Origin of the sequence: Arthrobacter sp. 260, from assembly GCF_013116745.1 — a bacterium.
In the GTDB taxonomy this organism is placed as follows: domain Bacteria; phylum Actinomycetota; class Actinomycetes; order Actinomycetales; family Micrococcaceae; genus Arthrobacter_D.
Genome location: NZ_JABFOE010000003.1, coordinates 35,348 through 61,090, shown reverse-complemented (window position 1 = coordinate 61,090; position 25,743 = coordinate 35,348). Strand labels below are relative to the sequence as shown.

The window sequence follows — 25,743 nt, the reverse complement described above, 5'->3', positions numbered from 1 at the left end:
TGACTGTAGCCTACAGACCCGTTTCACCGTCGAACGATTTGGTGTCTGTGCGAGCTGACCTGCCCAAAATGGCCCGGTTAAATCATGACATGTCCACTTAATGACATCAATATCAGGGACTTTGGCAGGAACCGGTCGGATGTGACGAATCCCCATGTCAGAGCGGCCTTTCCGGATCATTCGGGTACCTTTGATCACTGCCCTCAGATCGCGTCTAGTCCTCTTTAGGCCATGTCCAGAACAGGGTGGTGATCCGGCTGGACAGGGGCAGAGCGGCCGCCGCATTGTAGGGATACCGGCTACTCCTTGCCGGTCAAGCACCACTGGCAGCCACTCGGAGGGGAATCTCGTGAAAAAGATTGTCGGTACCGCAGCTGGACTTCTGGTTGTCATCGGCGTCGTGGCACCCGCAAGCCCAGCACTCAGTGCAGCCAACTGGGAATGGCCGAAAACGGTCGTCGCTGCCAATTGGGAATGGCCCAAGACAGTGGTGGCCAGCAATTGGGAGTGGCCCAAATAGCTGGCTGTTCGCGCCGGATCTGATCGGCGGGACAGCACAACAGACTCGCCCCAGTGGCGGTGACCATATATCCGGAAGGAAAGGGCCATGAGCCAGCTGACAGCAGTTCGCATCGCCTCACGAACAGCAGACAGCGCTCAATGGTGGCACCTCTCCGTCTTTACCGGTGGCTTCGATGTAGCGGACGGCATCATTGGAGACCTGGTCACCCCACTGGCGGCGCAGGCTCAGAAATTGGGAGCCAGCCGCTGGTTCTTCACACGGTGTGAGGAACCAGCGGGGGCCCATGTGCAGCTGCATGTCCTCGCGTGCCCCGCGGTGACCGCTCAACTGCAGTCCTTCCTAAGCGCACTGCAACACGGCGGGTTGGCGGGCGCCGATCGACGCCCGGACCACGCACTGGACAAGTACCAGGCGCCGAACAAGCCTCCTACCGTGGAGCATGGGTCGCTGCCCGGCCACCACGAGACCAGCCCTGCCGGCATCCTGTCGGAGCTGAGGGTGCGCCAGAACTTTTCCCGCCCCGCCGGAAACTTTCCGTCGCAGGCCGCAGCCATCGACGTCGAACCGCGGCTTGAGGCCGAGTTGGTGAAGTACGGGGGCGTCGACGGTCTGCAGCTGGCCGAAGAAGTCTTCGAGCTGTCCTCCGAACTCGCCGCCTGGGCCACGAAACGCTTCCCCAAAATGCAGAGCCGCTCCGCGTTTGGGGCACTGATCCTGTTCGATTCCGCACGCGCCATGATGAAGGGCCCGCGATCGGCCGGCTGGCCTGACCGCCGCCGTATCTCGTGGGACTTCTACTGGGACAGCCACCTCCGCACGTGCACCGCAGACCTGGGCCCGCGCTCCGGGGGTGTGCGGGACGCATTGTCCGCCCAGGTGGCCGCACGGGTGCCTGCGTTCCACGGTCTGATGGCGGCGACGGCCTCTGAATCCGCAGCCCAGAACTGGCGTCGCCGGTACGCTCGGGCGATCGACAACTACCTGTACCGCGCCGACAAGATGCGGGTCAGCCGCAGTGCGCAACACCTCACCGTGTACCAGGCACACATGACCCTGAACCGGCTGGGTTTCACCACTCGCGAGGAGGGAGTGCTCGGTCTGTATGCCCGCTCCTGGAGCATCGAGCGGGAGGCTGCTTCCTACGACCAGAACTAGGCGCGATGAGTACCGAACCACCCAAGGTTACCGAGGAAGGATTTGAACACCATGGCGGCAAGCAACGATGTCATCTTGGCCACAGACGAACGGGAACTCAGCGAAGCCCTGGGATGTTCGCCGGACACCCTTGAGGACATGCGTGATCTGGGGGTTCTCGCCTCGCGCGGGGAACTGTGGGAAGTTGGCCCAGCCCGCGACTACCTGCGTGACGCAGCCTGGGCTGACAGCCTCTGGGCTTGAGCCAACACCCCCAGGGCAGCCCGCCTGAACGGCAGAGGCCGAGCGGTGACCAGTAGGCTGGGCGGATGACGACAATCCGCACCGCAGTGTTCGGTTACGGCCTCGGAGGGCGCGTGTTCCACGCCCCCTTCATCCACGCTGATCCTGGCTACTCACTCGACGTCATCGTTACGTCCGACCCCGCCAGGAAGGCCGAAGCCGAGGTGCTCTATCCGGGCGTCCTGGTGGTCCCTACAGCGCAGGACGCGTTTGCCCGGGCCAAGGACCTTGACCTGGCGGTGATCAGCACGCCACCCGGAACCCATGCCCCGCTGGCAACGGATGCGCTGAACGCCGGCCTCGCCGTCGTCGTCGACAAGCCTTTCGTCATTGATACCGCTGACGGCGTCCGGTTGATCGAACTGGCCCGATCACGCGGGAGCGTCCTGACCGTTTTCCAGAACCGGCGCTGGGACGGGGACTTCCTCACGGTTCGAAAACTGGTCGATGAAGGCCTGCTCGGCAGCATCCGGCGGTTCGAATCCCGGATGGAATCCTTCAAACCGGTCCTCTCCAAGCCGTGGAAGGGCGCCCCCGCGGGCGACGGTGGGGGGATCCTCTACGATCTGGGGCCGCATTTGATCGACCAGGCACTGACGCTGTTCGGGCCGGCGGAACTGCAGTATGCGGAGCTTGCCGCCCACCGGGGCGACGGCGGCCCTGACGACGACGCCTTCCTCGCCCTGCGCCACGCCAACGGGACCATCAGTCATCTGTGGATGAACGCGCTGGCACCCCAGGCGGCGCCACGCTTCAGGGTGGTCGGATCCACGTCGGCGTACTCCAAATGGGGAGTGGACGTTCAGGAGCCGTCAATCGTTGCGGGCATGCTACCCACTGATCCCCTGTATGGAGTGGAGGATGAGCTGGCCTGGGGGTTGCTCGGATTCGACGCCGACGCCACGAAGGTGAGCACCGAGAAGGGCCAGTACCCCAGGTTCTACGAGCTGATGGCCTCCGCAATGCTTCATGGGACGCCGCCGCCGGTGGATCCGCAGGACAGCGTCGCCGCCCTGCGGATCATCGAGGCCACCCACCAGGAATGAGCTAGACCAGGTCCCGCCAGTCAGCCGTCAGGGCCAGCCCATGGGCTTCGGAGACTGAGTGGTGAGCCACCTGTCCCGCAGCAATATTCAGTCCCTGGGCCAGTGCCGGATCCGCTTCGAAGGCGCCGCGCACGCCCCGGTTGGCCAGGGCCACCGCATAGCGCAGCGTGACGTTGGTCAGCGCGTAGGTTGAGGTGTTGGGCACCGCGCCGGGCATATTCCCCACGCAGTAGAACAACGAATTATGCACGGTGAAGGTCGGATCCTGGTGGGTGGTGACATGGGAATCCTCGAAGCATCCGCCCTGGTCGACGGCGATGTCGACCAGCACGCTCCCCGGCTTCATCCGCGAAACCATCTGATTGGTCACCAGCTTCGGAGCCCTGGCTCCGGGAATCAGCACTGATCCGATCACCAGGTCGGCGTCGAGAACGGCCCGCTCAATCTCGAACGCGTTCGAGGCAATCGTCTTGATCCGTCCGGCGTACAGCGCGTCGAGCTCGCGAAGCCGCCCGATGTTGATGTCCAGGACGGTGACCTCCGCTCCCGTTCCGACGGCCATCGCCGCGGCGTTCGTTCCGGCAACCCCGGCGCCGAGCACTACGACCTTCGCGGGGCGAACCCCGGGGACCCCGCCCAGCAGCAGACCCGGCCCACCCGCGGGGGCTGTCATCACCTGGGCACCCACCTGCACGGATAGGCGGCCGGCGACCTCGGACATGGGGGCGAGGAGCGGAAGGGAACGGCCGTCCTGCACGGTCTCGTAGGCGATGGCGGTGACGCCAGCATCCATCAGTGCCTGGGTCAGCTCCGGTTCGGCGGCGAGATGCAGGTAGGTGAAGAGGATCAGCCCGGCACGGAACCGATGGTACTCCTCGGTGATCGGCTCCTTGACCTTGAGCACCATGTCAGAGCGCGACCACAGTTCATCAGCCGAGGAGACAATCTCCGCGCCTGCGGCCACGTACTCTGCGTCGGTGATGTTTGAACCCGCCCCGGCGTCCTTCTCAACCAGGACCGTATGACCGGTCGTGCGGAACTCATGCACCCCGGAAGCGGTAATGGCTACGCGGAACTCATTGTTCTTGACTTCTTTTGGAACGCCGACGATCACGGGATTCTCCGTTCACTTTCGATGGTGCGGGTGAGGCCCTGTCGGACCTGCCCCTAGCCTACGGACGCCGCCCGCCACCTGGACAGGACAACCGGGCCCGGCTTTCGTCGCCGAGCCCGGGGCCGAGGGTCCGCGGCGACCGGGTTCGGCGTCAACCCGGCCATTACGAGGGTTGTGATCCAGTTCACTAGCACATGACCCTGCGGCACCGAAGTCGACAACTGTCGACCCTTTGCGCATCAATTGTCGTCTCCGGAGCGCCACCCGTAGCATGAAGCGATGCAGTCAGACGGAGTGGACGGGGCCGTCGAGGCCATTGCGGCGCGGTTGGGGCGGGGCCTGTCGCTGGAGGATCTGGACGGTGTGCTGCTGGCCTACAGCAGCCATCAGTCAGCGGCCGACCGGGTGCGCGTCAACTTTCTGCTCAGCAAGAAGGTGCCGGACGACGTCAGCCAGTGGCAATTGCAGCACGGCATTTCATCGGCTGTGCGGCCGGTGGTCCTTCCCGCCAACCCTTCTCTGGGGATGCTCGGCCGGGTGTGTGTTCCCCTGCTGGTCCGTGGATTCCGGGTGGGCTACCTGTGGGTGCAGCAGGAAGCGGACGAAGAGTTGCCCGACGACATTCTGCGGCAGCTCCCGAAGGTACGCGGCGACCTGGACCACCTGGCGTCACTGCTTCTGGAGGGCAATACCGCTGCGTCGGAGCATCGAAAAAAGCGTGAGGCCACCTTTCTGGCCGCGTGCGACGGAACCGCGGCGGCCACTGACAACCTCGCGGGATGGGCTGAGCTCCACAACACGGCGCCCTGGCAGGTAGCGGTGCTGTTCGCACGGACCGGCATCCCGGAACCTGCCGATCCGCAGGCAAGCCTGCTCACCCACCGCAGTGCCGCCCTCCAGGCAACTGTGGGGGTGGGTTCGGTGCTTTTCAGCGCCGGCACCCCGATGCTCGCGGTGCTTCTGCTCACCGGCGGGGTGGCGGGCGGCGATTACACCGATATCCTGCGTCGGTATGACAGCGAGCACGCCAAACGCGAAGGCGGCCGCGGCGGGGTAGCTCTGCTGGGGCTCAGTGAGCAGTTCCTGGACCTGCGGGACCTCCCGAAGGCGTATGGTCAGGCCCGTCACGCCGTCCAGGCGTCGGCGGTCGACGAGGGGCTTGGCCCGGTGACCCACTACCGGGCCACCGGCAGTTATCAGTTCCTGGCGGCTGGCGGCTGGAAAGTTACTGCAGCCAACTCGGTGTACTTCGCAGAGATCGAGGAACATGACCGCAACGCCGAGCTGCTGCCGGTGCTGGAACTGCTGTACGACAAGAACGGCTCCGTCCAGGACGTTGCGTCACAGCTCCACCTGCACCGCAGCAGTGTGTACAACCGGCTGGCGCGCATCCGGGCCATTATCGGGGCCGACCCGCTCAACGGTCATGTGCGCCTGGAGCTTCATCTGGCGCTGAAAGCCAGGAAATGGGCCAGACGGCCTCGAATCTGACCAATACTTAAACTATTTTCTAATCCCGATCTTTATCGGCTGAATCGATTTTGGAGTCCCCTTTTTGGGTGGCAAGCCAGGCTGCCACATCCTGTGACCTAATCCGCCGGTGAGTGCCTCGATATTCCACTGGAATAACACCTGCATCAGTGAGATTCCGCAGGTAGGTATGTGAAATTCCGGCTGCCGCGGCGGCCTGGGAAGTGGTCAGGGTTTCGGCCGCAGACGTGACCGTGACGGCGTCGCCGTCGGCAAGCCTCCGCAGCAGATCGACCACCGCATCCCGGGCCTCCGCGGGCAGCCTCATCGCGGTGCCATCGACAAAGACTGTGACGTCTTCACGGTCGGTAAGTGCTCGGCGAAGGGTCGCAGCCTGGGCGGCGGGGAGGGCGGGTGTGGAAAGGGGAATCCGGGTTGGCATTCTCCTATTGTGCCAAGAACTACCGAAAGTGGAAGTTTCAACCGAATTCAATATGTTAGCGACGGCTAATTGATTCCCTTCCCTGTTTGGCCGGACAGGACTAGGGTGGGGTCACTCACAAGGGGATCTGCAAGAAAAATAGCTGCACAAACAGCTGGCTGGAGTGGTGATTTCGATGGCAACCTTCGATTCGTACAACCTCAATCAGGCTCGGACATCTACCGGAGCGGTCAGGGAACACGACCCAGGCTTGCCATGGTGTAGCGACTGCGACACCGATGAGTACCTCATCTATGAGGACTTTGTCCCGGCCAGGATCCCGGCGGGGGCCGACGAGTATATTGCGGCCTCAGTCAATTACTCCTGCTCGGTGTGCGGCAGGTTCAACGGACACGAGGTGCCGTCGTCCTGGAGCCCGCCGAACTGGTTCTGGTATACCTGAGACCCCGGCGGCCCGGTCAGCCTCGCCCGACGAAGGGCATACCGCTGGCGGTGATCAGCAGGGACCCCACCGACGCCGATGCGGGCAGTTGCGCCATCAGAAGCACCGCCCGGGCCGCTTCCTCCACCGGGAACGTCGGTTCCGGGCGTCGGGAGCCATCCGCCTGCAGGGCTCCGCCGTTGACGCCGATGGTCTCCATGATCTGCGTGTGGGCGTTTCCAATGTCGATCTGTCCGCAGGTGATGCCGAACGGCCGGCCGTCCAGTTCGATCGACTTCGTCAGGCCGGTGATCGCGTGCTTGGTGGTGGTGTAGGCGACCGAGAGGGGCCGCGGCGCGTGCGCGGAGATTGACCCGTTGTTGATGATCCGTCCGCCCTGCGGCTGCTGGCTTTTCATGAGGCGGACTGCGGCGGCAGCGCACAGGAACGCTCCGGTCAGGTTGACCGCGAGGGTGTCCGCCCAGTCCGCGGGGGAGATCTCGTCGACCGCTCCGGCCGGCCCGAACACGCCTGCATTGTTGAAAAGCACGCCCAGCGAACCCAGCTCGGTGCGGACAAAATCGAACAAGCGCTCGACGTCGGCGGGCTCGGTCACATCGGTGGGGACAACGTGGGCGCGGGGGTGGTCGCCAGCGGTGGCCTCCAGCGCTTCCCGCCTCCTCCCCGCAAGGACGACGTCGAATCCTGCAGCCAGGAACTGCCGGGCGACGGCACGCCCAATCCCCGAGCCGGCCCCAGTCACCACCAGGGTCCGGGCGTGTGCGTTTGGTGCTGCTTTCATCAAGGTTCCCTGCTGTGGTGTCTGGTCTGGTCTGGCCGGCTTGGTCACCCTAGCCGCCCTGCAGCCAGCTGAGCAGCCGGTCCTGGGGCCAGGTGGTGATGATCCGGTCGGTGGGAACACCGTTCGCCTCGGCGCGCTCGGCTCCATACTGCAGGAAGTCCAGCTGGCCGGGTGCATGGGCGTCGCTGTCGATGCTGAACAGGCATCCCGCGTCCAGGGCCATCCGGATCAGGTCATCGGGGGGATCCTGACGCTCGGGCCGCGAGTTGATCTCCACCGCTACATTGTTCTCGACGCAGGCGGCAAAGACCGCTGCAGCATCAAAGTCCGACGGCGGGCGCGTCCCCCGGGCTCCCTGAACGAGGCGGCCGGTGCAGTGTCCCAGGATGTTCGTCTGGGGCTGTCGTACACCGCCAAGCATCCGGCGGGTCATTGTGGCCGGGTCCGCGCGAAGCTTGGAGTGCACGCTGGCGACGACGACGTCGAGCCGGCCCAGCAGTTCGGGGGTCTGGTCGAGGGTGCCGTCCTCGAGGATATCGACCTCGATGCCGGCGAGGAGCGTGAACCCGTCGTCGCCGTCGTCGTTGAGCGCCGTGACCACCTCCAACTGCTCCAGGAGCCGTTCGGCGCTCAGCCCATTGGCGACGGTGAGGTTGGGCGAGTGGTCCGTCAGTGCGAGGTACTGGTGGCCGAGCGCGCGGGCGGCCTGCACCATGAGTGGGATAGGGCTGCCGCCGTCGGACCAATTACTGTGGCTGTGCAGATCCCCGCGGAGTGATTTTCTGAGCTCCTGGCCACCCGTCGCGAGGGGCTGGGCAGCGTGCTCACGGAGTTCCGCGAGATAGTCCGGAACCTGCCCGCCGACGGCCTGGGAGACAACCTCGAAAGTGCGTGCCCCAATGCCTTTCATCCGCTTGAGCCGGCCGTCCCTGGCTCTGGCTGCAATCTCGCCGGGGGAAAGCTCACCCAGGATGGCGGCTGCGTTGCGGAAGGCCTTGATTTTGAACGTGGGCGCGGTCTGGCGTTCGAGCCAGAAGGCAATTTCGTTGAGTGCTTCGACGGCATCCATACTTCACCTTACGTTCATCCCTGTGGGAACCGCCCCTGTGCGCGGAAACCGGCTAGGATCTGCACCAAAAGTTGCGACGAAAGGACGCACCATGCGGTTCACATTCACTGCCACGGTCCTGGATTCACCGGATGCCGTGGAGCTGGCGCGGTTTTATCAGCGGCTGATGGGTTGGGAAGTGCGGATCGAGGAGTCCGACTGGGTGATCCTGTCGGCACCCGACGGCGGCGCGGGACTGTCCTTCCAGACCGAAACCAACTATGTGCGGCCGGTCTGGCCGGCGGGGCCGACGGATCCGCCGATGATGATGCACCTGGACATCCAGGTTGATGACCTCGACGAGGCGGGCGCGCACGCGGGGGGCCCTGGGCGCCTCCCTCGCGGAGTTCCAGCCGCAGGACGATGTGCGGGTCTATCTCGACCCGGCGGGCCATCCGTTCTGCCTCTTCGTTGACTAAACCGGGCCGGTCCCGGCTCCTTCGATGACCGGCTGCAGATCAAGGCGCATCAGCCACCGGGGCAAACCACCGCTGCGTGCGTCGGTCTTGAGGATGCGCCTGAACCCGGCACCTTCAAACATGCCGGTGGTCCCGACGAACGCAAGGGTAGGGCTGATGCGCGAGCCCTCGGGATCGACCGGGTAGGCCTCCAGCGCGGGAGCCCCGTTCGCCCTGGCGTAGTCAATCACCCCCGTCAGGAGCGCGTGCCCGATCCCCTGGCGGCGGTGGCCCGTCTTCACCACGAAGCACACGACGCTCCACACGGGAACTTCGTCCACCTTCGGGATGGTGCGGGAGCGCACCAGGCGTTCCATCCCGGACCGGGGCCCCATTCCACACCAGCCGACGGGCTCCCCTCCCAGATAGGCGACGACGCCCGGTGGTGGGGTGTCGCGGCAGAGCTCCCGCAATCGATCGGGTTGCTGTGCCGGAGTCAGGGAGTTGAATTCGCCGGAGGTCAGTCGGAAGGCCAGGCACCAGCAGGCTGACGCATCATCCCGGCGTGGGCGCAGCAGGGAGGCGACGTCGTCGAACCGTTCAACCGTGGCGGGGTGCACCTCAATGTTTATGCCACCAGTGTCCATGCCGAGGATGATACTCCCGGCCGGATTTCCCTGGTACCGGGACGCGGTGGGCCTCGATCCGGGTCAGGAGGTGAGGTTGAGTTCTTCGGCAATGGAGCGGACCGCTTCGCGCAGCAGGGGCACTGCCTTCTCGGCAAAATGCTCATCGACGCGGGAGACCGGTCCGGACACGGAGATGGCGCTCGGTGTCGGAGCGTTGGGCACAGCCATCGCGAAACACCTGACACCGAGTTCCTGCTCCTGCTCATCGATCGAGTAGCCGCGCTCGCGGATGAGGTCCAGTTCGGCGAGCAGCTCGTCGATGGTCTTGAGGCTTTTTTCGGTGGGAGTGGGCATCCCGGCCCGGGCAACGATGCTCCGGACGGCGTCGTTGCTCAGCTGCGCCAGGATTGCCTTCCCGACGCCGGTGTCATGGGTGTGGGCGCGACGGCCCACCTCGGTGAACATGCGCATGGAGTGCGGTGAGGGCACCTGCGCAATGTAGATGACCATGTCCGAGTCCAGGACCGCCATGTTGGAGGTTTCGCCCAGGCTGTCGACGAGGTGCTTCAGCTGCGGGCGTGCGAGGGCGCCGAGCTGTTTGTTGGCCCCTTCACCAAGCCGGATGAGGCGGGGCCCCAGCGCGTACCGGCGGTTAGGGAGCTGACGGGCATATCCCTTGGTGACCAGGGTTCGCAGCAGACGGTGGATGGTCGGCAGGGGAAGGTCGGTGGAGGAGGAGAGTTCACTGAGGGAGACCTCACCGCCGGCGTCCGTAATGAGTTCGAGCAGTTCGAAGACCCGCTCGACGGACTGCACGCCGCCACCAGCCGCTTTCTCGGCCATGTAACACTCCCAGCTCTCGGGCTTCCATCAGCAGGCTTGACTCGCGAGGTGGAAACTTTTGTCAGACTATCCTATTTTCCACTGAGTGGAATCAGTAATCCAATCCGGGTTGCGATTCCATCTGTCAGATAATAATATCCATAATATGAAATCGGGACGTGAGAGTGTTTGCGTTGCACCTTCCCGCACCATCGTGCCAGCAGCGGCTCCCGCCTTCCCGGCGGGCAAACGACAGGAGCTCAGTACATGACTATCGAACCCAGGCACCCACTCCCAGTTGATCGGGCAGACACCATCCTTACGCCCGAGGCGCTCACCTTCCTCGAAGAGCTGCACCAGCGTTTCCGTGGAACCCGCGACGAGCGGCTGGCGGCACGGAACGGTCGCCGCGAAGAGGCCGCTGCGACCGGCCGGCTGGATTTCCTCCCCGAGACGCAGGAGGTTCGCGCCGGTGACTGGACCGTCGCCGGCGCCCCGCCGCAACTGCAGGACCGGCGCGTTGAGATGACCGGACCAGCATCCCCCGCCAAGATGGCCATCAACGCACTGAACTCGGGCGCGAAGGTGTGGCTCGCTGACCTTGAGGACGCGTCGGCGCCGACCTGGCACAACGTGATCGACTCCCAGCTGAACCTCTTCGACGCCGCACGCGGGCAGCTCAGCTACACCTCGCCCGAAGGCAAGGAATACGCGTTGCGCACTGACGCGCCCCTCGCCGTCGTCGTCGCCCGCCCTCGCGGTTGGCACCTGCCAGAGAAGAACATCACCATCGACGGCGAACCGGCTGTCGGTGCGCTGGTGGACTTCGGGCTGCACTTCTTCCACAACGCCAAGCACCTGCTCGAGAACGGCAGCGGCCCCTACTACTACCTGCCGAAGCTCGAAAGCCACCTCGAGGCACGGCTCTGGAATGATGTCTTCGTGTTCGCACAGGACTACGTGGGCGTGCCCCAGGGGTCGGTCCGGGCGACCGTGCTGATTGAGACCATTCCGGCCGCATTCGAGATGGACGAGATCCTGTTTGAGCTGAAGGACCACGCCTCGGGCCTGAACGCCGGGCGCTGGGATTACCTGTTCAGCATTATCAAGTACTTCCGTGATGGCGGTAGCGAATTCGTGCTGCCGGATCGCGCCAGTGTGTCGATGACCGCCCCATTCATGCGCGCCTACACGGAACTGCTGGTCAAGACCTGCCACCGCCGGGGAGCCTTTGCCATGGGCGGCATGGCAGCGTTCATCCCCAACCGCCGCGAGCCCGCCGTCACCGAACAGGCCTTCGCCAAGGTAAAGGCAGACAAGGAGCGCGAAGCGACCGACGGCTTCGACGGCTCCTGGGTGGCCCACCCGGACATGGTGCCCCTGTGCAAGGAGGTCTTCGACGGTGTCCTGGGGGAGCGCCCGAACCAGATCGACCGGCAGCGTCCTGAGGTGGAGGTGACCGCCGCGCAGCTTCTGGACGTCGCCTCAGCGGAAGGGGACGTGACCGAGGCCGGGATGCATGCCAACCTCTATGTCGCGGTCGCCTATGTGGCGGTGTGGCTCTCCGGTAACGGTGCGGTGGCGATCCACAACCTGATGGAGGACGCAGCAACGGCGGAGATCTCGCGGTCCCAGGTCTGGCAGCAGATCCGCAACAAGGTGCAGCTGACCGACACCGGAAACACAGTGACCCCCGAACTGGTCACCGACATCCTCGCCGAAGAGACCGAACGGCTCCGCGGCGAGGTGGGCGAGGAGGCGTTCACCCGGTTCTACGAGCCGGCGAGCCGTCTCATCGCCGACATCTGCATCTCCGAGGAGTACACGGACTTCCTCACCCTGCCCGCCTACGAGCTGGTGGACTGACCTTCCACGCCAAGGAGGCGGCGCGGGCAGCATCATTGCTGCTGGTGCCGCCTCTTTCGTGTGCCGTGGGGTTGTTCAGGCCAGGACGTCACGAGTGGTGAACCGGCCGTAGGCGAGGGCACCGAAGACCAGCACGTAGCCCGACTGGAGGAGGGCGTTCGCAGCGAACGACGACCATTCGATCGGCTGCCGAAGCAGGTCCGCGAACCCGAACCAGTACTGGCTCAGAAGCCAGGGGTGCAGCCATTCCAGCTGGGGAAGCTGGCCCAGCACCTGGGAGACAACGGAGATCACCACGGTCGCGGCCATCGCCCCCACCGGCACATCGGTGAGCGTGGAGATGAACAGGCCGACGGCGCACAATCCGGTCAGGGAAACCGTGACGTAAGCGCAGATCAGAGCTGACCGCAGGAGTGATTCCGCGACGCCGACGGTGTCCCCGGAGAGCAGGGTGACGGGGCCCACCGGGAACAGTGCGGCACCGATGAGGGTGCCCGCTAGGACGACGGCGAGGGTTGCCGCGAGACAGAACACCACCGCCCCAGTGAACTTGACCAGCAGGAGCCGCCCGCGGCCCACCGGCGCGACCAGGAGGTAGCGCAGGGTGCCGGTACTGGCTTCGCCGGCGACGGTGTCCCCCGCCACCACACCCACGGTAAGGGGCAGGAAGAGGGGGATGGCCACGGTGATGGCCGCTACCGCGACAAAGAGCCCGTTCTGGGTGATCTGGTCAAGGAAGGCTGGCCCCCGGCCGCTGGGTGGGCCGGAGGTCAGCCGCACCGCCACGGCAATCATGACGGGAATCGCCGCGAGGGCAAGCAGCAGCGCCCAGGTCCGTCGGCGTCGGAAGAGGAGGGTCAGCTCGGATGCCAGAAAAACCAGCCCGGAGGCCGGTCTCTGCTCGGCGTTGCGCGCTCCCGTGTCACTGGACAACGTCGAACCCCTCTCCGGTCAGCGCCACGAAGAGTTCCTCGAGCCCCATCTGGTCGACGGTGAACCCGGTTACCCGGACCCCGGCGGCAACCAGTGCGGCGACGATGGTGTGTGGCGCGATCTGGTCCGGGAGCGGTGCGCTGACCGCTTCAATCCCCGCGTGCGGTGTGTAGTGGACCGGCGTGGACCGTTGTGGGAGCAACCCCAGGCGTGTCAGGACTGCGAGGCAGCCGTCGGGGTCGGGCGTGAGCACTTCCACCCGGGTCTGCCCGGCGTCCCGCAGCTCACTCAGCGACCCCTGCGCGACCAGCCGTCCCGCTCGGAGGACCGCCACATGCGAGCAAATCTGTTCCACCTCCGCCAGCAGGTGACTCGATACGAAGACGGTGGTCCCCTCAGCGGTCAGCGAGTGCACCAGGTGGCGCACCTCGCGGGTGCCCTGTGGGTCAAGACCATTGGTGGGTTCGTCGAGCACGATCAGATCCCGGTGGGTGAGGAGCGCATTGGCGATGCCCAGGCGTTGCTTCATCCCCAGCGAATACGCGCCCACCTTTTTGTCCGCCGCCTGCGACAGCCCCACCCGTTCGAGGGCCCGGTCGGTCCGGGCGCGGCGGGTCGACGGATCGACAAAGCGGTCGGCTGCGTCGAGACGATGCAGGTTGGCTCGCCCCGACAGGAACGGGTAAAAGCCCGGGCCCTCCACGAGCGCACCTACCCGGGGGAGAACCTCGGGCAGGTGTTTGGGAATGCTGCGCCCCAGCACCTCTACCTCACCCGAGGTTGCGGTGGCCAGCCCCAACAGGATCCGGATGGTGGTGGTTTTCCCCGACCCATTGGGTCCGAGGAAACCGAAAACTGACCCTCGTGGGACGGTGAGGTCGATGCCGTCCAGAACGTTCTGCCCACCGAATCGCTTGGTGAGCCCGCGGGTCTGAACGACCGGACCCTCCAGCAGGGTTGGATCGCTCACTCGCCGTCGGCAACTGCCTGGAGCCGGTCGGCGGGAACCGACCCGACCAGGACCCTCCCGTCGTCGGTAAGCAGGATGTTCAGCAGGCGGGTCTGCAGGAGGCGCCCGGCCTCCACCGGAGTGCTCAGCTGGTCGATCATACCGGTTAGCTCGCCGGCGTTCGCCGGGAAGTCTCCTGCCGGGAACTCCAGCACTGTCCCCCAGCCGGTCCCGGTGACGGTGGGCTTAGAAGAGTTCTCCGCCGGGTCGTTCGAGGGATCCCCATCGTGCGATTCCGCCGTACCGGGGTCGCCCTCCCGGGCGTGATCAGGCGCCTCGGTGACGGTTGCCCCGGCGGGCGGGGTGAAGTCAAAGATCCCGGCAGGTGGGGCGTCAAAACTGATATCGGTGTAGGCGACGCTGAACGCTGGCTCGGAACTGTCAGCCGCAGCGACGCTGACCGCCAGCGGAAGGCCGGTGTCGCCGTCAACATCGACGGTGATGGAGGCGATGAGGGTGTCATCAGCGCGGGGTGTCAGGATCAGCTGGTATGCCGCACGGCCTGCCACCGACCGGTCGGGTCCGACCGAAACCTCAGTGGTCGGGTCCGCCTTCTCCAGGAACTGCGCCGCCAGCTGGTCCGGAGTCGGAACGTCCGGAAGGCCTTCGAGATAATCGATGTCCTCACTGGTGAGCGTCCGGTCAGGGAGCGTGGCGTGGACCGCCGCGTTGTCTTCGGAGTCGTAGAACCAGAGGTCGGTGCCATTGAGGATGACATTTCGCTCGGCCATGTCGTCGAGCACCTGAATGCGGGCCTGCGACGGGCCCGCCAGGTAGACGCGGGCGGTGTGAGGGGCGGTGAGCAGCTCCAGGACTGAGGCCCCGGGGGTTGAGGGTGTGTCGGCGTCGGATGTGGCGCCGGGCGCAGCGTTGGCGCCGCCCGTGGTTCCGTTCGCGCTGCCGCCAGCCCCACCCAGAAGGGACAGATCGGGAAGCCCGAGATCGGAGGTCTGCTCGATGGTGCCGGAGAGAGTGTCAACCGAATGGCTGGTCGCCAGTTCAAGGACTTCGACAGCAGTCAGATCCGGGAGGTCAACTGCGGCGTTCGCGGTGAGCGGGACAACCAGAGCCCCCGCCCCGACGACGGCGGTGATCGCGACGGCCGGTGCCCAGTTTCGCCAGGTACGATTCATGGTCCATCTCCCTGATTCAGCTCATGCGGGTATACCTGGACGGTACTCCCATTTCCTGAGAATTCGATCTGAGTTTCCCCATGCCATTAGCCCATGGGGGGGGAGCACGGACGCGGTGCCCCGCGGGACTGCGGCGCCCCGCAGGACCCCAGCATCCCGCGGGACACCGACCCATTCCTGGGCGGCGCCTGGTTAGGCAGTCCGTGCGCGGGACCGTGCCACCATGACCGCACCGAGCGCGACGGCGCCAACAGCACCGAGTGTCAGGGGCAGTGTTGCGCCCGTTTCCTCGGCAGGGCTCATCGCCACGCCGGTGTCAGCACCGCCGGCTGGCAGCAGGGTCAGCTGACCGCGGACTGCACCGGGAACGTAGGTGGAGGTGTGGGTATCCGCTGAGAATCCGGCGGGGTTGGCCTCGATCTCCTTCAGGGAGAACCCTTCCCCGGTGTCGACGCCGTCGTCGCCCTCAAGTCCGGTGGTGAACGGGCCCTGGAGGCAGCCGGAGCTTGTCAGGACGCCATCACCCTCCGGGTTGGGGAAGGCGAGCCGTGGGGGTCCACTCTCACCGGCGACCGCTTCGTGGATGTGGGTGGCAGTCTTCGCGCCGCTCTCGTAGGGAGGGGTCACGCCGTTGAGCGTGATGTCGTAGCAGATGATCTCCGAATCGGAGTTGATCATGAAGTTGAACGTGCCCATCGCCCCGGGTTCGCCGGGTGCCAACGCGCCGTCGGGTCCAACTACCTGATCAGGGGTGGCCGCGACCGTGTACGAGCTGGTGAAGCTGTCGGGGCGGTCGACCACAGTTTCCGCCGCTGCTGGTGCTGCGCCGGCAACCGCCAGCAACGCCACCGCGCCGGTCGCTCCCGCTACAGCGGCAAATCGTGCCTTCTTTGTCGTCTTCATGGTGTCCCTTTCGGTGCGCGGCGCCGCGGGTCGGTGCCAACGTACGAAGGTATACTCGCCACTGCGGCCAAACGTTCATCACAACTTTTCTGGCGCTACCGGTGAACGCCCGACACCTCACAGCAGTACCCCCTTCCGAGGTAGAGGTGGGTGAACGGGTGGAAGCGACGCTTCGGACGATGAGCGAAGAGAGGGTGGTCGGCCTGTTCAGGCAATCTGCGGGTGTTTTCGACGTGCACCAGGCGTTCGCCGAGCATGCGCGGGCCATTTATGGATTCGCGCTCAACAGCACCCGCGACTCGACCATCGCCGAAGACTGCGTCCAGGAGACGTTCGTGCGAGCATGGCGGGCGCGGGATCGCTACCATTCCGAGCGTGGGTCGGAACGGACCTGGCTGTTTGCGATCGCCCGCAACGTGGTGATCGACGAGATCAAAGCCCGGGCCCGCCGCCCCACTCCCACCACGAATGAGTTGATGGAAGTCGATGCCCCCGCCGTCGCAGTGGTGGAAACAGTTGACGACCGGATTGTGTTGTCGGGCGGCCTGGCCAGGTTGAGCCCCGAGCACCGCGACATCATTGTGGCGGTCCATCTCAATGGCATGACCTATCAGCAACTGCACGAGACCAGCGGTGTCCCGGTAGGGACGCTGCGCACACGGATGTACTACGGACTGAAAGCGCTCCGCGAGATTCTGGGAGAGGAGGAGGAGAAGTGACCGAAGAACCAATGAGTCGACGCGACCGCCTGATCGCCGCTGCCCTGGCCGGTGACCTCAGTGGCGAGGAGCAACGCGAGTTTGATCTTGCCTGCGCTGCCGATCCCGGGATGCTCACTGAATACCGTGCACTGCAGGAGGTTTCCGACCGGCTCGCGCAATCCGGCCTCGACTGGGAGGAGCCCGATCTCCCTCCCGGGTTGGCCAGTCGCGTCTTCGCAGCCACCTCCGGCGATTCCACTGATCATGCGGTGCCCACTCGGCCATCGACCACCGCCGATCCTCAACTGATTGGCAGTCGTCCTGCTGGTCGGCGACTTGGCGGTACTCGCCCCACCAACGGCCGCCGTGCCCCCCGGTCCCGGGTGGCGTTCCTCGGGCTCGCAGCAGCAGGACTGCTCATTCTGGGTGGGCTGGGTGGTTCAGCAGTCTCCGCCCTGCTGCAGGCGCCCCCGGAGGGCCCGCCCGGGGCCCTCGGCGCTGTCGAGGAAGTCACCTTCCCGACGATTCCGGATGGGACCTCCTTCGACGCCGCACTGGTCGCCCATACCTGGGGGACCGAAACGGTTCTGGAGGTTGATGGTCTGGCCGAAGGCGAGATCTTCGAAGTCATCCTGGTCAGCGAAGACGGTACGGAACTGACCTCGGGGACGTTCTTCGGAGCGGAACAGACCATTACCTGCCGAATGAACGCAGCCCTGATGCGGGAGGACGTTTCCCAACTGCAGATCCGCGATGCGTCAGGAAGCGTCGTGGTGTCCTCCAGCGTCCCCGACGTCTAGCGCCCGTTGGTGCGCACCGCTCCGAGGGGGGATGGCAGAACCTAGGTCGTCCGGCGTCGTGACCCGAACAGATAGCCCAGCACGGCCGCGCCGATGCCGATCCCGCCAGCGAGCAACGCGACACCGAGCGGCCGGATGGCCAGCCCGCCTCCACTGGACGTAGAGAAACCGTCACCAAGGGAGGTGGTGTCGGCCGGAATCAGTCCAGGCACTATCGCAATGAGTGTCCCCACCACTACCAGCCCGACACCGAGCAGCAGGACCATCAAAGGCTGACTGATACGGGGGCGTTTTGCCTCACTCATGGCCGGCGGCCTTCCGTCCCAGCCGCCACCCGGCGGCCGTTGCACTCACCATCAGTCCACCGACCAGCAGCACCCCGCCCCACACGGCACGCCGATCAGGAACCCACGATCCGCCGTCGACCGCGAGGACCAGGTCTGACGAGTAGGCGATGCTCACCGCGCCATCTTGGGTCGTTGGGAAGACCGGCGCGATCGGGTAGGTGCCGAGCAACAGTGACACCCCTCCGAGGATCAGCACAGCCGAAAGGACGAGGAGCCACACGGCCACCGGACGGATGGTGAATGAGTTCATTGCGTCCGCCGGCCGCGAAGGTATCCCAGCGATCCGGTAATGACGATCAGCCCCAACGATGCCAGGCCGATACCGAACATTTCCCTCGCTGTAGGGCCGGGCAGGAACACTGCATCAGCCAGGGGCGCATAGGCAAACCAGCCAAACTCCCGCGATGGTTGAGTCGCCGCGGCGGTGATCACCAGGGCCAGTCCGACGACGGCGGCACCTAGTCCGGCCGTGAACCACCGGTGTGTGCGGATCCAGTTCATTGATTTCCCCCATCAACGCGCCACCTCAGGCGGCGACCTTCTTCAGAGAGTACTGCCTCCACCCCAATATCGGGGAGAGTGCAGACAAGTACCTGCGTGTGGACCCCTAGAGCGTTCCCACCGGCGTAATGCGGCGGGGTGCCCGCAGGACCGGTTCAAGTGCCTGTGGCAGGGTCCCAGGGAGATCGGCCAACTCCTGCAGCAGCGCTTCGGTGGGCCGCATCAGCTCCAGTGTCCCCGCAGCAGCACCCGCCAGAATGCTCCTCACCGGGGACCAGTGGGACGAATCCGCCTCAGTGGTCTGATGCTGGGGAGCCAGGGTGGGCGCAAGCACGGTCAGGTAGAAGTACGTGTCGAAACGTTTGCCGTAACTGGCGGGCGTGATCCAGTTGGCCCAGGGCGTCAGGTCCCGCGGGGACAGAATAGCCCCGGTCTCTTCCCGCACCTCCCGGACCGCTGCCGCCAACAGCACTCCCGCCCCGGCAGCGGGGTCGGCGTTCCGACCGGCAGCGATACTGGTTTCCGCCCAGCACCGTGCATGGGCCGACAGGAGCGACGACGGCGCGGGCAGGGACTGTGCGGTGACGCGGTCGACGTCGTCCACCCTGCCGCCGGGAAACACCACCGCACCGGCGGCGAAATCCATGGTGTGGGAGCGGTTCTGGATGAAGATCTCCTCCCCACGCACCATCAGGACGCTGACGGCCAGCCGTGGAACTGTCGGTGTGCCGCGGGACGAACTGCTCATGCTGCGCACTCTATCCGACCGGGCAGCCAAGGGCAGGAACTAGGGTAGACGCATGCCCAACCCCACAACACCCGGCCTGGTTTCCAGCAGTCCGCAGACCCGCTACCGGCTGGCACCCAACCCCGGTCCCATGAGTCTGGAGGGCACCAACTCCTATCTCATCGCGGCGCCAGCGGCAGATCACCTGACCGAGCGGCCCGCTGTCGTGGTCGATCCGGGCCCGCTGGACGATGACCATCTCGCTGCGCTCGCCGGGACCGGTCCGGTGGAGCTGGTCCTGATCACGCACCGGCACTCCGATCACACTGCGGCGAGTGACCGCTTCCATCACCTGACTGGTGCGCCGGTGCGGGCGCTGGACCCCGCTCACTGCCATGGTGGGCCCCCGCTGGTCGATGGCGAGGAGATCTTCGCCGCGGGTGTGCGCATCCGGGTGCTTGCCACTCCGGGGCACACCTCCGACTCGGTGTGTTTTGTCCTTCCCGACGACGGCGACGCCGGGTCCATCCTGACAGGTGACACAATCCTGGGCCGGGGGACCACCATCATTGATTATCCCGACGGCCGCCTTGGGCCCTATCTGGCCTCCCTGGAGCGGCTCGGCGGGTTGGGCCCTGCCGCCGTGCTTCCGGGCCACGGGCCGATGCTCCCGGATCTTGCCGCGATCTCGCGGGCGTACCTACTGCACCGACGGGAGCGGCTGGACCAGGTCCGTGCCGCCCTGACAGCAATCGGGGCTGAAGCCTCGGTGCAGCAGGTCACCGACTTGGTCTATGCGGACGTCGACCGCTCGGTGCGGCGCGCTGCGGAGGCCTCGGTTGCCGCCCAGCTGGACTACCTCCGGACCGCGGGCTAGGTCACGCCCGGGTAGCGCGTTTCCGACGTCGCGGCTGATCGGGGAGGCGTTCGGCCATGCGGTAGGCGGTGCCTCCGTCCACCCGTCGGTACTCCAGCAGGTGCAGCAGGGAGGCGAGGCACAGCGCCACCCCGGCCATTTCCAGCGTTTCCTCGACAAGCACCATGAGGAAGAAGTGCCAGGTCATGCCGTTCGCGTCCAACCAGTAGCCGCCAAGGGTTTCGACAACAACAGCGCCGGTGACGAAAGTGGCACCGGCAAGAATGATGCCGTTGCGGACGGACGGGGGAAGGGACAGAACGAGTCGGAGCAGGAGAAGGACCAGCACCGTGGCGATCGCGATCCCGGGAATCACCCAGGTGAAGCCCACCTCGAAAGGCAGCAACAGGGCGATGCGTCCACCGATCAGATCCAGCCGCTCGTGGAGCTCGAGCGTCTCGTCGAGGGAGAAGAAGACGCAGACGCTGGCGAACAGCCACCAGGACTTCCGGAATCTCGACGCCTTCCGCGCGAAGTACCCAGCCACCACCCCGGTAAGGATCCAGAGCCCGGCACTGAACCAGGTGGGCACGTTGATTTCCCTGCCCACATCGAAGAAGTAGAACCAAAAATGGATCCGGTCGAAGTTCTCGGGGGTCGACCGGTGGATGGCGAGCCAGAGCACGCCGCTGAGGAAACTCAGGAGGGCCACGGGAATGGCGAGGATCAGCACCGATTTGATGAGCCGGATGCGGACCCACTCATTGTCCAGCGACGTGTTTGCCGTCGGGACGGTGCTGGCAGAGACGTCTCTGGCAGCCGGTTCATCCATCTCGAGGGGTTCAGCCCTGTCCAAGGAACTACTCATAGCTTCCTTCCGCTCCTGTAATACGCTGTGTTGCGCCATTGCCAGCGTAATAAAGCTGGATGAGACAGACATGAGAAACCGCTAAGCATCGATTTTACGATACGGTACTGCACCTCCGGCCACCTGCAGACGCGCGGAAAGGTCCATAACAACTGGGGCTAGGGTCTTCTGCTCAGTCCTTGCCGCGCCGCATAGAACACCACTTTGGCGATCATCACCAGCAGCCCCAGCCCACCGATCATCTGGATGGTGACAGCTACGCGGGCGAGACTGCTCGCCGGGACAACATCACCGAAACCGACCGTCGCGAAGGTGGCGGTGGTGAAATACAGGGCGTCCACCCGGTCAAGTTCTTCACTGAACGACGCCGGATCGGTCACGGCGATCGACGCGTAGAGCAATGAGAAGAGGCAGAGGAAAAGGACCACGCTCACGACGACGGCTTCCGCCGCACGCACCTGGGGCACATGTGCAGTGATGATCAACTGGACCTGAAGCACCATGGCGACGCCGAAGATGAGGACGATCGCGATCAATCGCACCCAGGCCGCGATCGGCATGCCGTTGCTGAAGCCCGTGACCGGCACCAGGAAGTACACCCCCAGAATGGCGGTAATGGTTGCAGCTCCGCGGACTGCGGCCAGGAGCACCACTTCCCGCCGCCGTCGCTGGTCGAGGTCCTGAAAGGGTGTCGGCTGGCTGGTTCGTCGTTGCCCGGAAGCTGTCACTGAGGCAGGGGACCCGATTCGGAGGACCGCCCAGAGCTGAAGGGCAAGTTCTGCAGGATGCTTTCCTTCAGACGCTGGAACTCGGTCTGGGTGATAGCCCGCTCATCCAGCAGGGTTTTGGCAGTCTTGAGCTGGTTCACCGCTGTTGCCTCCTCGTTGCTCACCGATCCGGCGACCTGCGCCCGGGACATCTCGTTCAGCGCCTCCGCCCGCAGTGTCATCGCCTGACCGTGGGCAATCAGGTACGCCAGGGCGGTGAGGAAGGGAAGGAAGACAAGGAGCAGAATCCAGACGAACTTCACCCACCGGCCCATCTCACGGTTTCTGATGATGTCAGCGAGCACGAAGAACAGCAGCGACAGATAGGACACGAGCAGGAAGAAGACCAGGGTCGCCCAGAAAAAGTCCCAGAAATTGATGCTCATTGTTTGGCCTCCTGAGATGTGGAAAATGGTCAGTTACCGTAGCGGTGGTTGAGAAGGTGGAGCGATCCATCGAGGGACGCCGTTGAGCTGATGGGCGCTGGCGCCGGTGGGGGTAGCAGACCCAAATCTTGAGCGATAGCGATGGCTTCCCTGCGGGACGTCGCACCGAGCTTGCGGTAGATCCCGCGGACGTGGGTCTTGACGGTATTGGTGGAGATGAGCAGACGTTCAGCGATCTCGTCGACGGTCGCGAAGGTGGGCAGCAGCGTCAACAGGTCCAGTTCGCGGTGCGTAAGCGGCGGGCAGAACGCGCTGGGTGTACTGGCCTGGAAACGCGCGATCCGCGCAATCGCCTGACCATACGCCGGGAAGTAGCCCTGTTCACGAACAACTGCCGCGCGCACTTCGGGCCCGGCGAAAGCGAAAGCCCGCAGCATCCCGTAATCAGCTCCCAGTCGAAGAGCCTCGCTGAGTGCTGCACGGGTCTGATAGGCACGCTCCTCGTCCAGGGCGATCCGGCAGGTTAAAGCCCAGGCCGTGAGTACCGTGCAGCGGCTTTGGCTTTCGACGTAACCGGAGGTGACCGCCGTGAGGAGTTTCCGTGCGGCGGTGAGGTGGCCGGCCGCGAGGAGCTCCCACGCAGAAATGGTGTGTAGCTCGCCGCTGACACCCTGTTGCTGGCGAAGCTCGGATTTGAGCGTTTCGAGTGCATCGCCGTGCCTCAACTGCAGCAGCATTGAGGCGGTCTGCAGGGAGCAGATGGCGACGTCCTGGGGGAGTGCAGTGTGCACCAGGTCGAAACGCACGCGGTCCAGCAGGGCTGCCGCGGCGTCGTGGCGATGCTCGCCGCTGAGGAACTCAAGAATGAGTGCCAACTTCGAGGTGGACTGGGCGATGACGGGGGCGGCCGAGTCCGCACGCCGGACGTACGCGTTGTGGAGCCGGGCTGATCCGTCATCCAGGGCATGGTAGGCGCACCACGCCGCAATGAGATGGGCCGGCCGGAGACTGGGCCGATAGCGAAGCGCCGCCTCGTCACCATGGCGGATGGCCCATGCTGCCTCCATCCGTGCCATACCGAAGTTTTCCCGCGCCGCGTGGACGGCCGCAGCAACCGAACGTGCGTCAACCAGGGCCCGCATGTTTCCCAGGTCGTGCGCCACCCGCGTTCCCTGGCCGGAGAGGGATAGCGCCTCGTCGAAACGGCCGACGCCAACGAGCGCCGCACCCAGGATGTTCGTCAGAAACAGGTCAAGATCATCATGGGGTGGATGCGCGCCAAACGCTTCCAGCAGCTCGACTGCCTCGAAGAACCGGCCTTGGGACAGCAGCACCTGGCCCTGGAGCCCGGTCGCGAGCGTGGCGAACGTGCCGGGCAGCTGGTTCGGGGTGCCATGGCGTCGGAGTAGGTCGAGGCAGTTGGCCGCAACCGACGGGTCTCCGTCCAGGACGGCGATTGCGCTCAACAGGAGCCCCAGCTCATCCAGCTGACGACTGTGGGGCTGGTCGGCCAGTTCGAGGATCTGGGCGGTGTCACCGCTCCAGAGCAGGGCCAGGCCGCTGGCCGCGAGGGTTTGTTGCACAACCCGGGGATCGTTGGTGTTGGCCGCATGCGCGAGAGCTTCCGCGTGGCGTTCCTGCCCGGGTAGCCAGGCCGCCAGGCGGGAATGGGCCGCAGCAAGAACGCCCTGGGGATGGGCTGCTGCCTGAACGGTGAGGAATCGCTGTAGCAGGCGGTGGAGACGGTACCGGTCTGGACCTCCGGGCTGACCGCTGACTTCTAGCACCAGTCCGGTCTCCGCACGCAGACGCGCGATCACTCTCGTGCCGTCGGGGCGTCCCACAGCGTGGGTGACGTCCTCAGCGCTGAAATCCTCGAGGATCGACACGGTGAGCAGCAGTTCCTGCAGGTCGGGAGGGTAGGAATCGAAGAGCGGTTGCATCAATTGCGCGAACAGGGGATCGGACAGTGTGTTGGGTGGATCCTGGCGGCTGAGCGCCGCTGGCTGTCGTTTCGCCAACCGGACCGCGGCGGGCCACCCCTCGGTGAGCTCAAGCACCCGGTCCACGTCGAGCGGCGATCCATTGATGAAACGAACGAGTTCCCGCCGGGTAAAGGCGAGTGAAGCGCAGGTCACTTTGATCGACGAGTCCTCAAGGTTCAGCTGGTAGAGGGCTGCGAGGTTCGGCAATGACCGTCCCAGCAGCATGAACCGCAGGTTTGGGGGCGAACGAAGGAGGAAATAGTCCAGATCCTGGAGCACACCGCGATCCTGAAGTCGGTGACAGTCGTCGATGACGAAGACAATCGGTTCGCCTGCCGCTGCGATCGTAGTGATCACACCGTCGATGAAGGCGTTCTCGCCAGCCGACTCCGGGACCGGATAGTGGCGGAGCTGTCCCACCCCGAGCGCCGGAGTGGCTTCTTCGAGGGCCGCCAACATCAGGGACCAGAACCGGGGTGGCTGGTCGTCGTCGGGATCGATGGTGAGCCAGGCTATGGTCTGACCGCTTGCGCTGCCGCGCGACGCCCACTGGGCTGCAAGGGTGGTCTTGCCGAATCCAGTCCCGGCAGTCAGCAGTGCCGCACGGGCATCTCCTTGCAGCAGTGGATCCAGATCCCGCTCCAATCGGGGCCGGTGCAGCGCAAACCGGTCCGGGGCGGGCACCCTGACTTTCGCTGCTGCAACTGCTCCATATGTGACCATGGATTTCCCAGTCCTTACACGACGACCTCGCGGGCGGTCTAACGCGTCCCCTGCAGCAGAACCCGTCCGTTGATATCAATCGTGGGAGTTCCTTGCGCCAAGCACAAGAGCGTTTTTTCAATAAACACGTTGCCCAACCGGAATTTCCGATCCTGAAGTAACTGTGCCCGCACAACTAATCTGAGCAGATCACCCATACCGGGTGATTTAGTCAGCCCCTAAAGATAAGGAAAATGGGATCGAATCCAGTGTGGCCGTGGAGAGGGAACCCTGATGCGAGTCGGCCCAGTCGAAGTACTCATCTGCACCTTCCCGAGCCCCGAGATTGACCAAAGTGTTGCCTATTCCCTGAACGAGGCCGTCGAGTCCGGCGCGGTGGCCCTCCTGGATGTGGTGACCCTGGCCCGGGATCCGCAGGGAATCCTCAGTGTTCGCGATCTGGGCGACGACCTGCCGGATGCTTGGTCCCGGCTGGTGGTAGACCCTCGACCAATCACCCTGTTGAGCGAAACGGATATCGCTGTCGCTGCTGAGTCGGTGGGGGCGAACGAGTCGGCGGTCCTGGTCACGCTTGAGCACCGGTGGGCGCGGCGCCTGACGGAGGATGTCCGGAATTCAGGAGGGGTGACGGTCCTGCATGTCCGCATTCCACACGAAACCGTCGTTGAAGCATTCCAGGCTGACGGTGTGGCGGCGAGCTGACGCGTAGCCGGCTTCACGGCTGATGAGAGGTGGCAGACAATGCCATTCGGTAGGCAGGGCAGACCAGGACTCCTCGGGGCCGTCGTGCCAACGGCTGATCCGTCAGTGACGGGGCAGGCGCAGGGCCCGACGGCGGAAGCCAGCCGTCGGGCGCACGACCGGTCGCGGGAATCCGCTGCAGCGACGGGCCCGCCCCGCCCGCATGCGGGCGCTGACCAATTGGCTGACCAGCTGGCGAGGCTCGCCCAGCTGCATAGCAGCGGCGTGTTGACCCCTGAGGAGTTTGCCGCTGCCAAGTCCAGATTGCTGGCCTGACGGGTTCCG

31 protein-coding genes are annotated in these 25,743 nt (G+C 65.0%); 13 read left to right on the top strand and 18 right to left on the bottom strand.

The features are described 5' to 3' along the window. The first annotated feature begins 349 nt into the window (after positions 1-349). The 4 genes from HMI57_RS04585 to HMI57_RS04570 all read left to right on the top strand — a co-directional run bounded on the left by HMI57_RS04585 (position 350) and on the right by HMI57_RS04570 (position 3,006). Positions 350-520, top strand: a complete 171-nt coding sequence (locus HMI57_RS04585) for a hypothetical protein (RefSeq protein WP_171584767.1) — start codon at positions 350-352, stop codon at positions 518-520. Positions 521-607: 87 nt separating this feature from the next. Further along, the gene (locus tag HMI57_RS04580; RefSeq protein ID WP_171584766.1) at positions 608-1,678 is read left to right on the top strand and encodes a lantibiotic dehydratase C-terminal domain-containing protein; all 1,071 of its coding nucleotides are present in this window, start codon (positions 608-610) and stop codon (positions 1,676-1,678) included. 51 nt (positions 1,679-1,729) lie between these two features. Continuing rightward, positions 1,730-1,921, top strand: coding sequence for a hypothetical protein (locus HMI57_RS04575; RefSeq protein ID WP_171584765.1), 192 nt, complete (start codon positions 1,730-1,732; stop codon positions 1,919-1,921). A 65-nt stretch (positions 1,922-1,986) separates the two neighbouring features. After that, positions 1,987-3,006 (top strand): Gfo/Idh/MocA family oxidoreductase, encoded by a 1,020-nt coding sequence (locus HMI57_RS04570; protein ID WP_171584764.1) that lies wholly within the window; start codon positions 1,987-1,989, stop codon positions 3,004-3,006. 1 nt (position 3,007) lies between these two features. Here HMI57_RS04570 and ald read toward each other — a convergent pair whose 3' ends face one another. Next, complete coding sequence (gene ald / locus HMI57_RS04565) at positions 3,008-4,120, bottom strand: alanine dehydrogenase (RefSeq protein WP_171584763.1); 1,113 nt, start codon at positions 4,118-4,120, stop codon at positions 3,008-3,010. A gap of 279 nt (positions 4,121-4,399) precedes the next feature. On the opposite strand from ald, the gene HMI57_RS04560 reads away from it, so the two are divergent. After that, on the top strand, positions 4,400-5,611 hold the full coding sequence (locus HMI57_RS04560) for a helix-turn-helix domain-containing protein (RefSeq protein WP_171584762.1): 1,212 nt from the start codon (positions 4,400-4,402) through the stop codon (positions 5,609-5,611). A 19-nt stretch (positions 5,612-5,630) separates the two neighbouring features. Here the strand turns inward: HMI57_RS04560 and HMI57_RS04555 are convergent, their stop codons facing one another. Continuing rightward, entirely contained in the window at positions 5,631-6,032 is a 402-nt protein-coding gene (locus tag HMI57_RS04555) for a helix-turn-helix domain-containing protein (protein ID WP_171584761.1), read from the bottom strand. Positions 6,033-6,207: 175 nt separating this feature from the next. Between HMI57_RS04555 and HMI57_RS04550 the strand changes: the two genes are divergently transcribed. Then, on the top strand, positions 6,208-6,474 hold the full coding sequence (locus HMI57_RS04550) for a hypothetical protein (RefSeq protein ID WP_171584760.1): 267 nt from the start codon (positions 6,208-6,210) through the stop codon (positions 6,472-6,474). A 16-nt stretch (positions 6,475-6,490) separates the two neighbouring features. On the opposite strand, the gene HMI57_RS04545 is transcribed toward HMI57_RS04550, so the two are convergent. After that, complete coding sequence (locus tag HMI57_RS04545; RefSeq protein WP_171584759.1) at positions 6,491-7,255, bottom strand: SDR family oxidoreductase; 765 nt, start codon at positions 7,253-7,255, stop codon at positions 6,491-6,493. A gap of 49 nt (positions 7,256-7,304) precedes the next feature. Further along, positions 7,305-8,324: a PHP domain-containing protein gene (locus tag HMI57_RS04540; RefSeq protein WP_171584758.1), complete on the bottom strand. Its 1,020-nt coding sequence runs from the start codon at positions 8,322-8,324 to the stop codon at positions 7,305-7,307. 91 nt (positions 8,325-8,415) lie between these two features. On the opposite strand from HMI57_RS04540, the gene HMI57_RS04535 reads away from it, so the two are divergent. Beyond that, complete coding sequence (locus HMI57_RS04535; protein ID WP_228720932.1) at positions 8,416-8,778, top strand: VOC family protein; 363 nt, start codon at positions 8,416-8,418, stop codon at positions 8,776-8,778. On the opposite strand, the gene HMI57_RS04530 is transcribed toward HMI57_RS04535, so the two are convergent. Next, entirely contained in the window at positions 8,779-9,408 is a 630-nt protein-coding gene (locus HMI57_RS04530) for a GNAT family N-acetyltransferase (protein WP_216607116.1), read from the bottom strand. It lies immediately after the preceding gene. A gap of 63 nt (positions 9,409-9,471) precedes the next feature. After that, positions 9,472-10,233, bottom strand: coding sequence for an IclR family transcriptional regulator (locus HMI57_RS04525; RefSeq protein WP_171584757.1), 762 nt, complete (start codon positions 10,231-10,233; stop codon positions 9,472-9,474). A gap of 246 nt (positions 10,234-10,479) precedes the next feature. On the opposite strand from HMI57_RS04525, the gene aceB reads away from it, so the two are divergent. Further along, positions 10,480-12,078: a malate synthase A gene (gene aceB / locus HMI57_RS04520; RefSeq protein WP_171584756.1), complete on the top strand. Its 1,599-nt coding sequence runs from the start codon at positions 10,480-10,482 to the stop codon at positions 12,076-12,078. A gap of 75 nt (positions 12,079-12,153) precedes the next feature. Here aceB and HMI57_RS04515 read toward each other — a convergent pair whose 3' ends face one another. The 4 genes from HMI57_RS04515 to HMI57_RS04500 form a co-directional block, all read right to left on the bottom strand. Continuing rightward, the gene (locus tag HMI57_RS04515; protein ID WP_171585017.1) at positions 12,154-12,951 is read right to left on the bottom strand and encodes an ABC transporter permease; all 798 of its coding nucleotides are present in this window, start codon (positions 12,949-12,951) and stop codon (positions 12,154-12,156) included. 49 nt (positions 12,952-13,000) lie between these two features. After that, positions 13,001-13,981 carry an ATP-binding cassette domain-containing protein gene (locus HMI57_RS04510; RefSeq protein WP_171584755.1) on the bottom strand — a complete coding sequence of 327 codons (981 nt, stop codon included), beginning with the start codon at positions 13,979-13,981 and terminating at the stop codon, positions 13,001-13,003. After that, entirely contained in the window at positions 13,978-15,153 is a 1,176-nt protein-coding gene (locus HMI57_RS04505) for a DUF2092 domain-containing protein (RefSeq protein WP_171584754.1), read from the bottom strand. The genes HMI57_RS04510 and HMI57_RS04505 overlap by 4 nt, the downstream gene beginning before the upstream one ends. 192 nt (positions 15,154-15,345) lie before the next feature. Next, positions 15,346-16,056: a CHRD domain-containing protein gene (locus HMI57_RS04500; protein WP_171584753.1), complete on the bottom strand. Its 711-nt coding sequence runs from the start codon at positions 16,054-16,056 to the stop codon at positions 15,346-15,348. 179 nt (positions 16,057-16,235) lie between these two features. On the opposite strand from HMI57_RS04500, the gene HMI57_RS04495 reads away from it, so the two are divergent. Continuing rightward, positions 16,236-16,775 (top strand): sigma-70 family RNA polymerase sigma factor, encoded by a 540-nt coding sequence (locus tag HMI57_RS04495; protein WP_171584752.1) that lies wholly within the window; start codon positions 16,236-16,238, stop codon positions 16,773-16,775. After that, complete coding sequence (locus HMI57_RS04490; RefSeq protein WP_171584751.1) at positions 16,772-17,557, top strand: hypothetical protein; 786 nt, start codon at positions 16,772-16,774, stop codon at positions 17,555-17,557. The genes HMI57_RS04495 and HMI57_RS04490 overlap by 4 nt, the downstream gene beginning before the upstream one ends. Before the next feature lie 41 nt (positions 17,558-17,598). Here HMI57_RS04490 and HMI57_RS04485 read toward each other — a convergent pair whose 3' ends face one another. The 4 genes from HMI57_RS04485 to HMI57_RS04470 all read right to left on the bottom strand — a co-directional run bounded on the left by HMI57_RS04485 (position 17,599) and on the right by HMI57_RS04470 (position 19,153). After that, the gene (locus HMI57_RS04485; RefSeq protein WP_171584750.1) at positions 17,599-17,862 is read right to left on the bottom strand and encodes a hypothetical protein; all 264 of its coding nucleotides are present in this window, start codon (positions 17,860-17,862) and stop codon (positions 17,599-17,601) included. Continuing rightward, positions 17,855-18,154, bottom strand: coding sequence for a hypothetical protein (locus HMI57_RS04480; protein WP_171584749.1), 300 nt, complete (start codon positions 18,152-18,154; stop codon positions 17,855-17,857). The genes HMI57_RS04485 and HMI57_RS04480 overlap by 8 nt, the downstream gene beginning before the upstream one ends. Further along, a complete protein-coding gene (locus HMI57_RS04475; protein WP_171584748.1) occupies positions 18,151-18,405 on the bottom strand; it encodes a hypothetical protein in 255 nt (84 codons plus the stop codon). Before HMI57_RS04475 ends, HMI57_RS04480 begins: the two co-directional genes overlap by 4 nt. A 106-nt stretch (positions 18,406-18,511) precedes the next feature. Next, a complete protein-coding gene (locus HMI57_RS04470; RefSeq protein WP_171584747.1) occupies positions 18,512-19,153 on the bottom strand; it encodes an NUDIX hydrolase in 642 nt (213 codons plus the stop codon). A gap of 52 nt (positions 19,154-19,205) precedes the next feature. Between HMI57_RS04470 and HMI57_RS04465 the strand changes: the two genes are divergently transcribed. After that, positions 19,206-20,009 carry an MBL fold metallo-hydrolase gene (locus tag HMI57_RS04465; protein WP_171584746.1) on the top strand — a complete coding sequence of 268 codons (804 nt, stop codon included), beginning with the start codon at positions 19,206-19,208 and terminating at the stop codon, positions 20,007-20,009. A gap of 1 nt (position 20,010) precedes the next feature. On the opposite strand, the gene HMI57_RS04460 is transcribed toward HMI57_RS04465, so the two are convergent. The 4 genes from HMI57_RS04460 to HMI57_RS19005 form a co-directional block, all read right to left on the bottom strand. Further along, complete coding sequence (locus tag HMI57_RS04460) at positions 20,011-20,856, bottom strand: hypothetical protein (protein ID WP_171584745.1); 846 nt, start codon at positions 20,854-20,856, stop codon at positions 20,011-20,013. 158 nt (positions 20,857-21,014) lie between these two features. Further along, entirely contained in the window at positions 21,015-21,584 is a 570-nt protein-coding gene (locus HMI57_RS19480; protein WP_171584744.1) for a two pore domain potassium channel family protein, read from the bottom strand. Continuing rightward, positions 21,581-22,009 carry a PLD nuclease N-terminal domain-containing protein gene (locus HMI57_RS04450; protein WP_171584743.1) on the bottom strand — a complete coding sequence of 143 codons (429 nt, stop codon included), beginning with the start codon at positions 22,007-22,009 and terminating at the stop codon, positions 21,581-21,583. Before HMI57_RS04450 ends, HMI57_RS19480 begins: the two co-directional genes overlap by 4 nt. A gap of 29 nt (positions 22,010-22,038) precedes the next feature. Beyond that, the gene (locus tag HMI57_RS19005; protein ID WP_171584742.1) at positions 22,039-24,717 is read right to left on the bottom strand and encodes a LuxR C-terminal-related transcriptional regulator; all 2,679 of its coding nucleotides are present in this window, start codon (positions 24,715-24,717) and stop codon (positions 22,039-22,041) included. Positions 24,718-24,990: 273 nt separating this feature from the next. Between HMI57_RS19005 and HMI57_RS04440 the strand changes: the two genes are divergently transcribed. After that, entirely contained in the window at positions 24,991-25,419 is a 429-nt protein-coding gene (locus HMI57_RS04440; protein ID WP_171584741.1) for a DUF6325 family protein, read from the top strand. A gap of 39 nt (positions 25,420-25,458) precedes the next feature. Then, a complete protein-coding gene (locus HMI57_RS04435; RefSeq protein WP_171584740.1) occupies positions 25,459-25,734 on the top strand; it encodes an SHOCT domain-containing protein in 276 nt (91 codons plus the stop codon). The last annotated feature ends 9 nt before the right edge of the window (positions 25,735-25,743 follow it).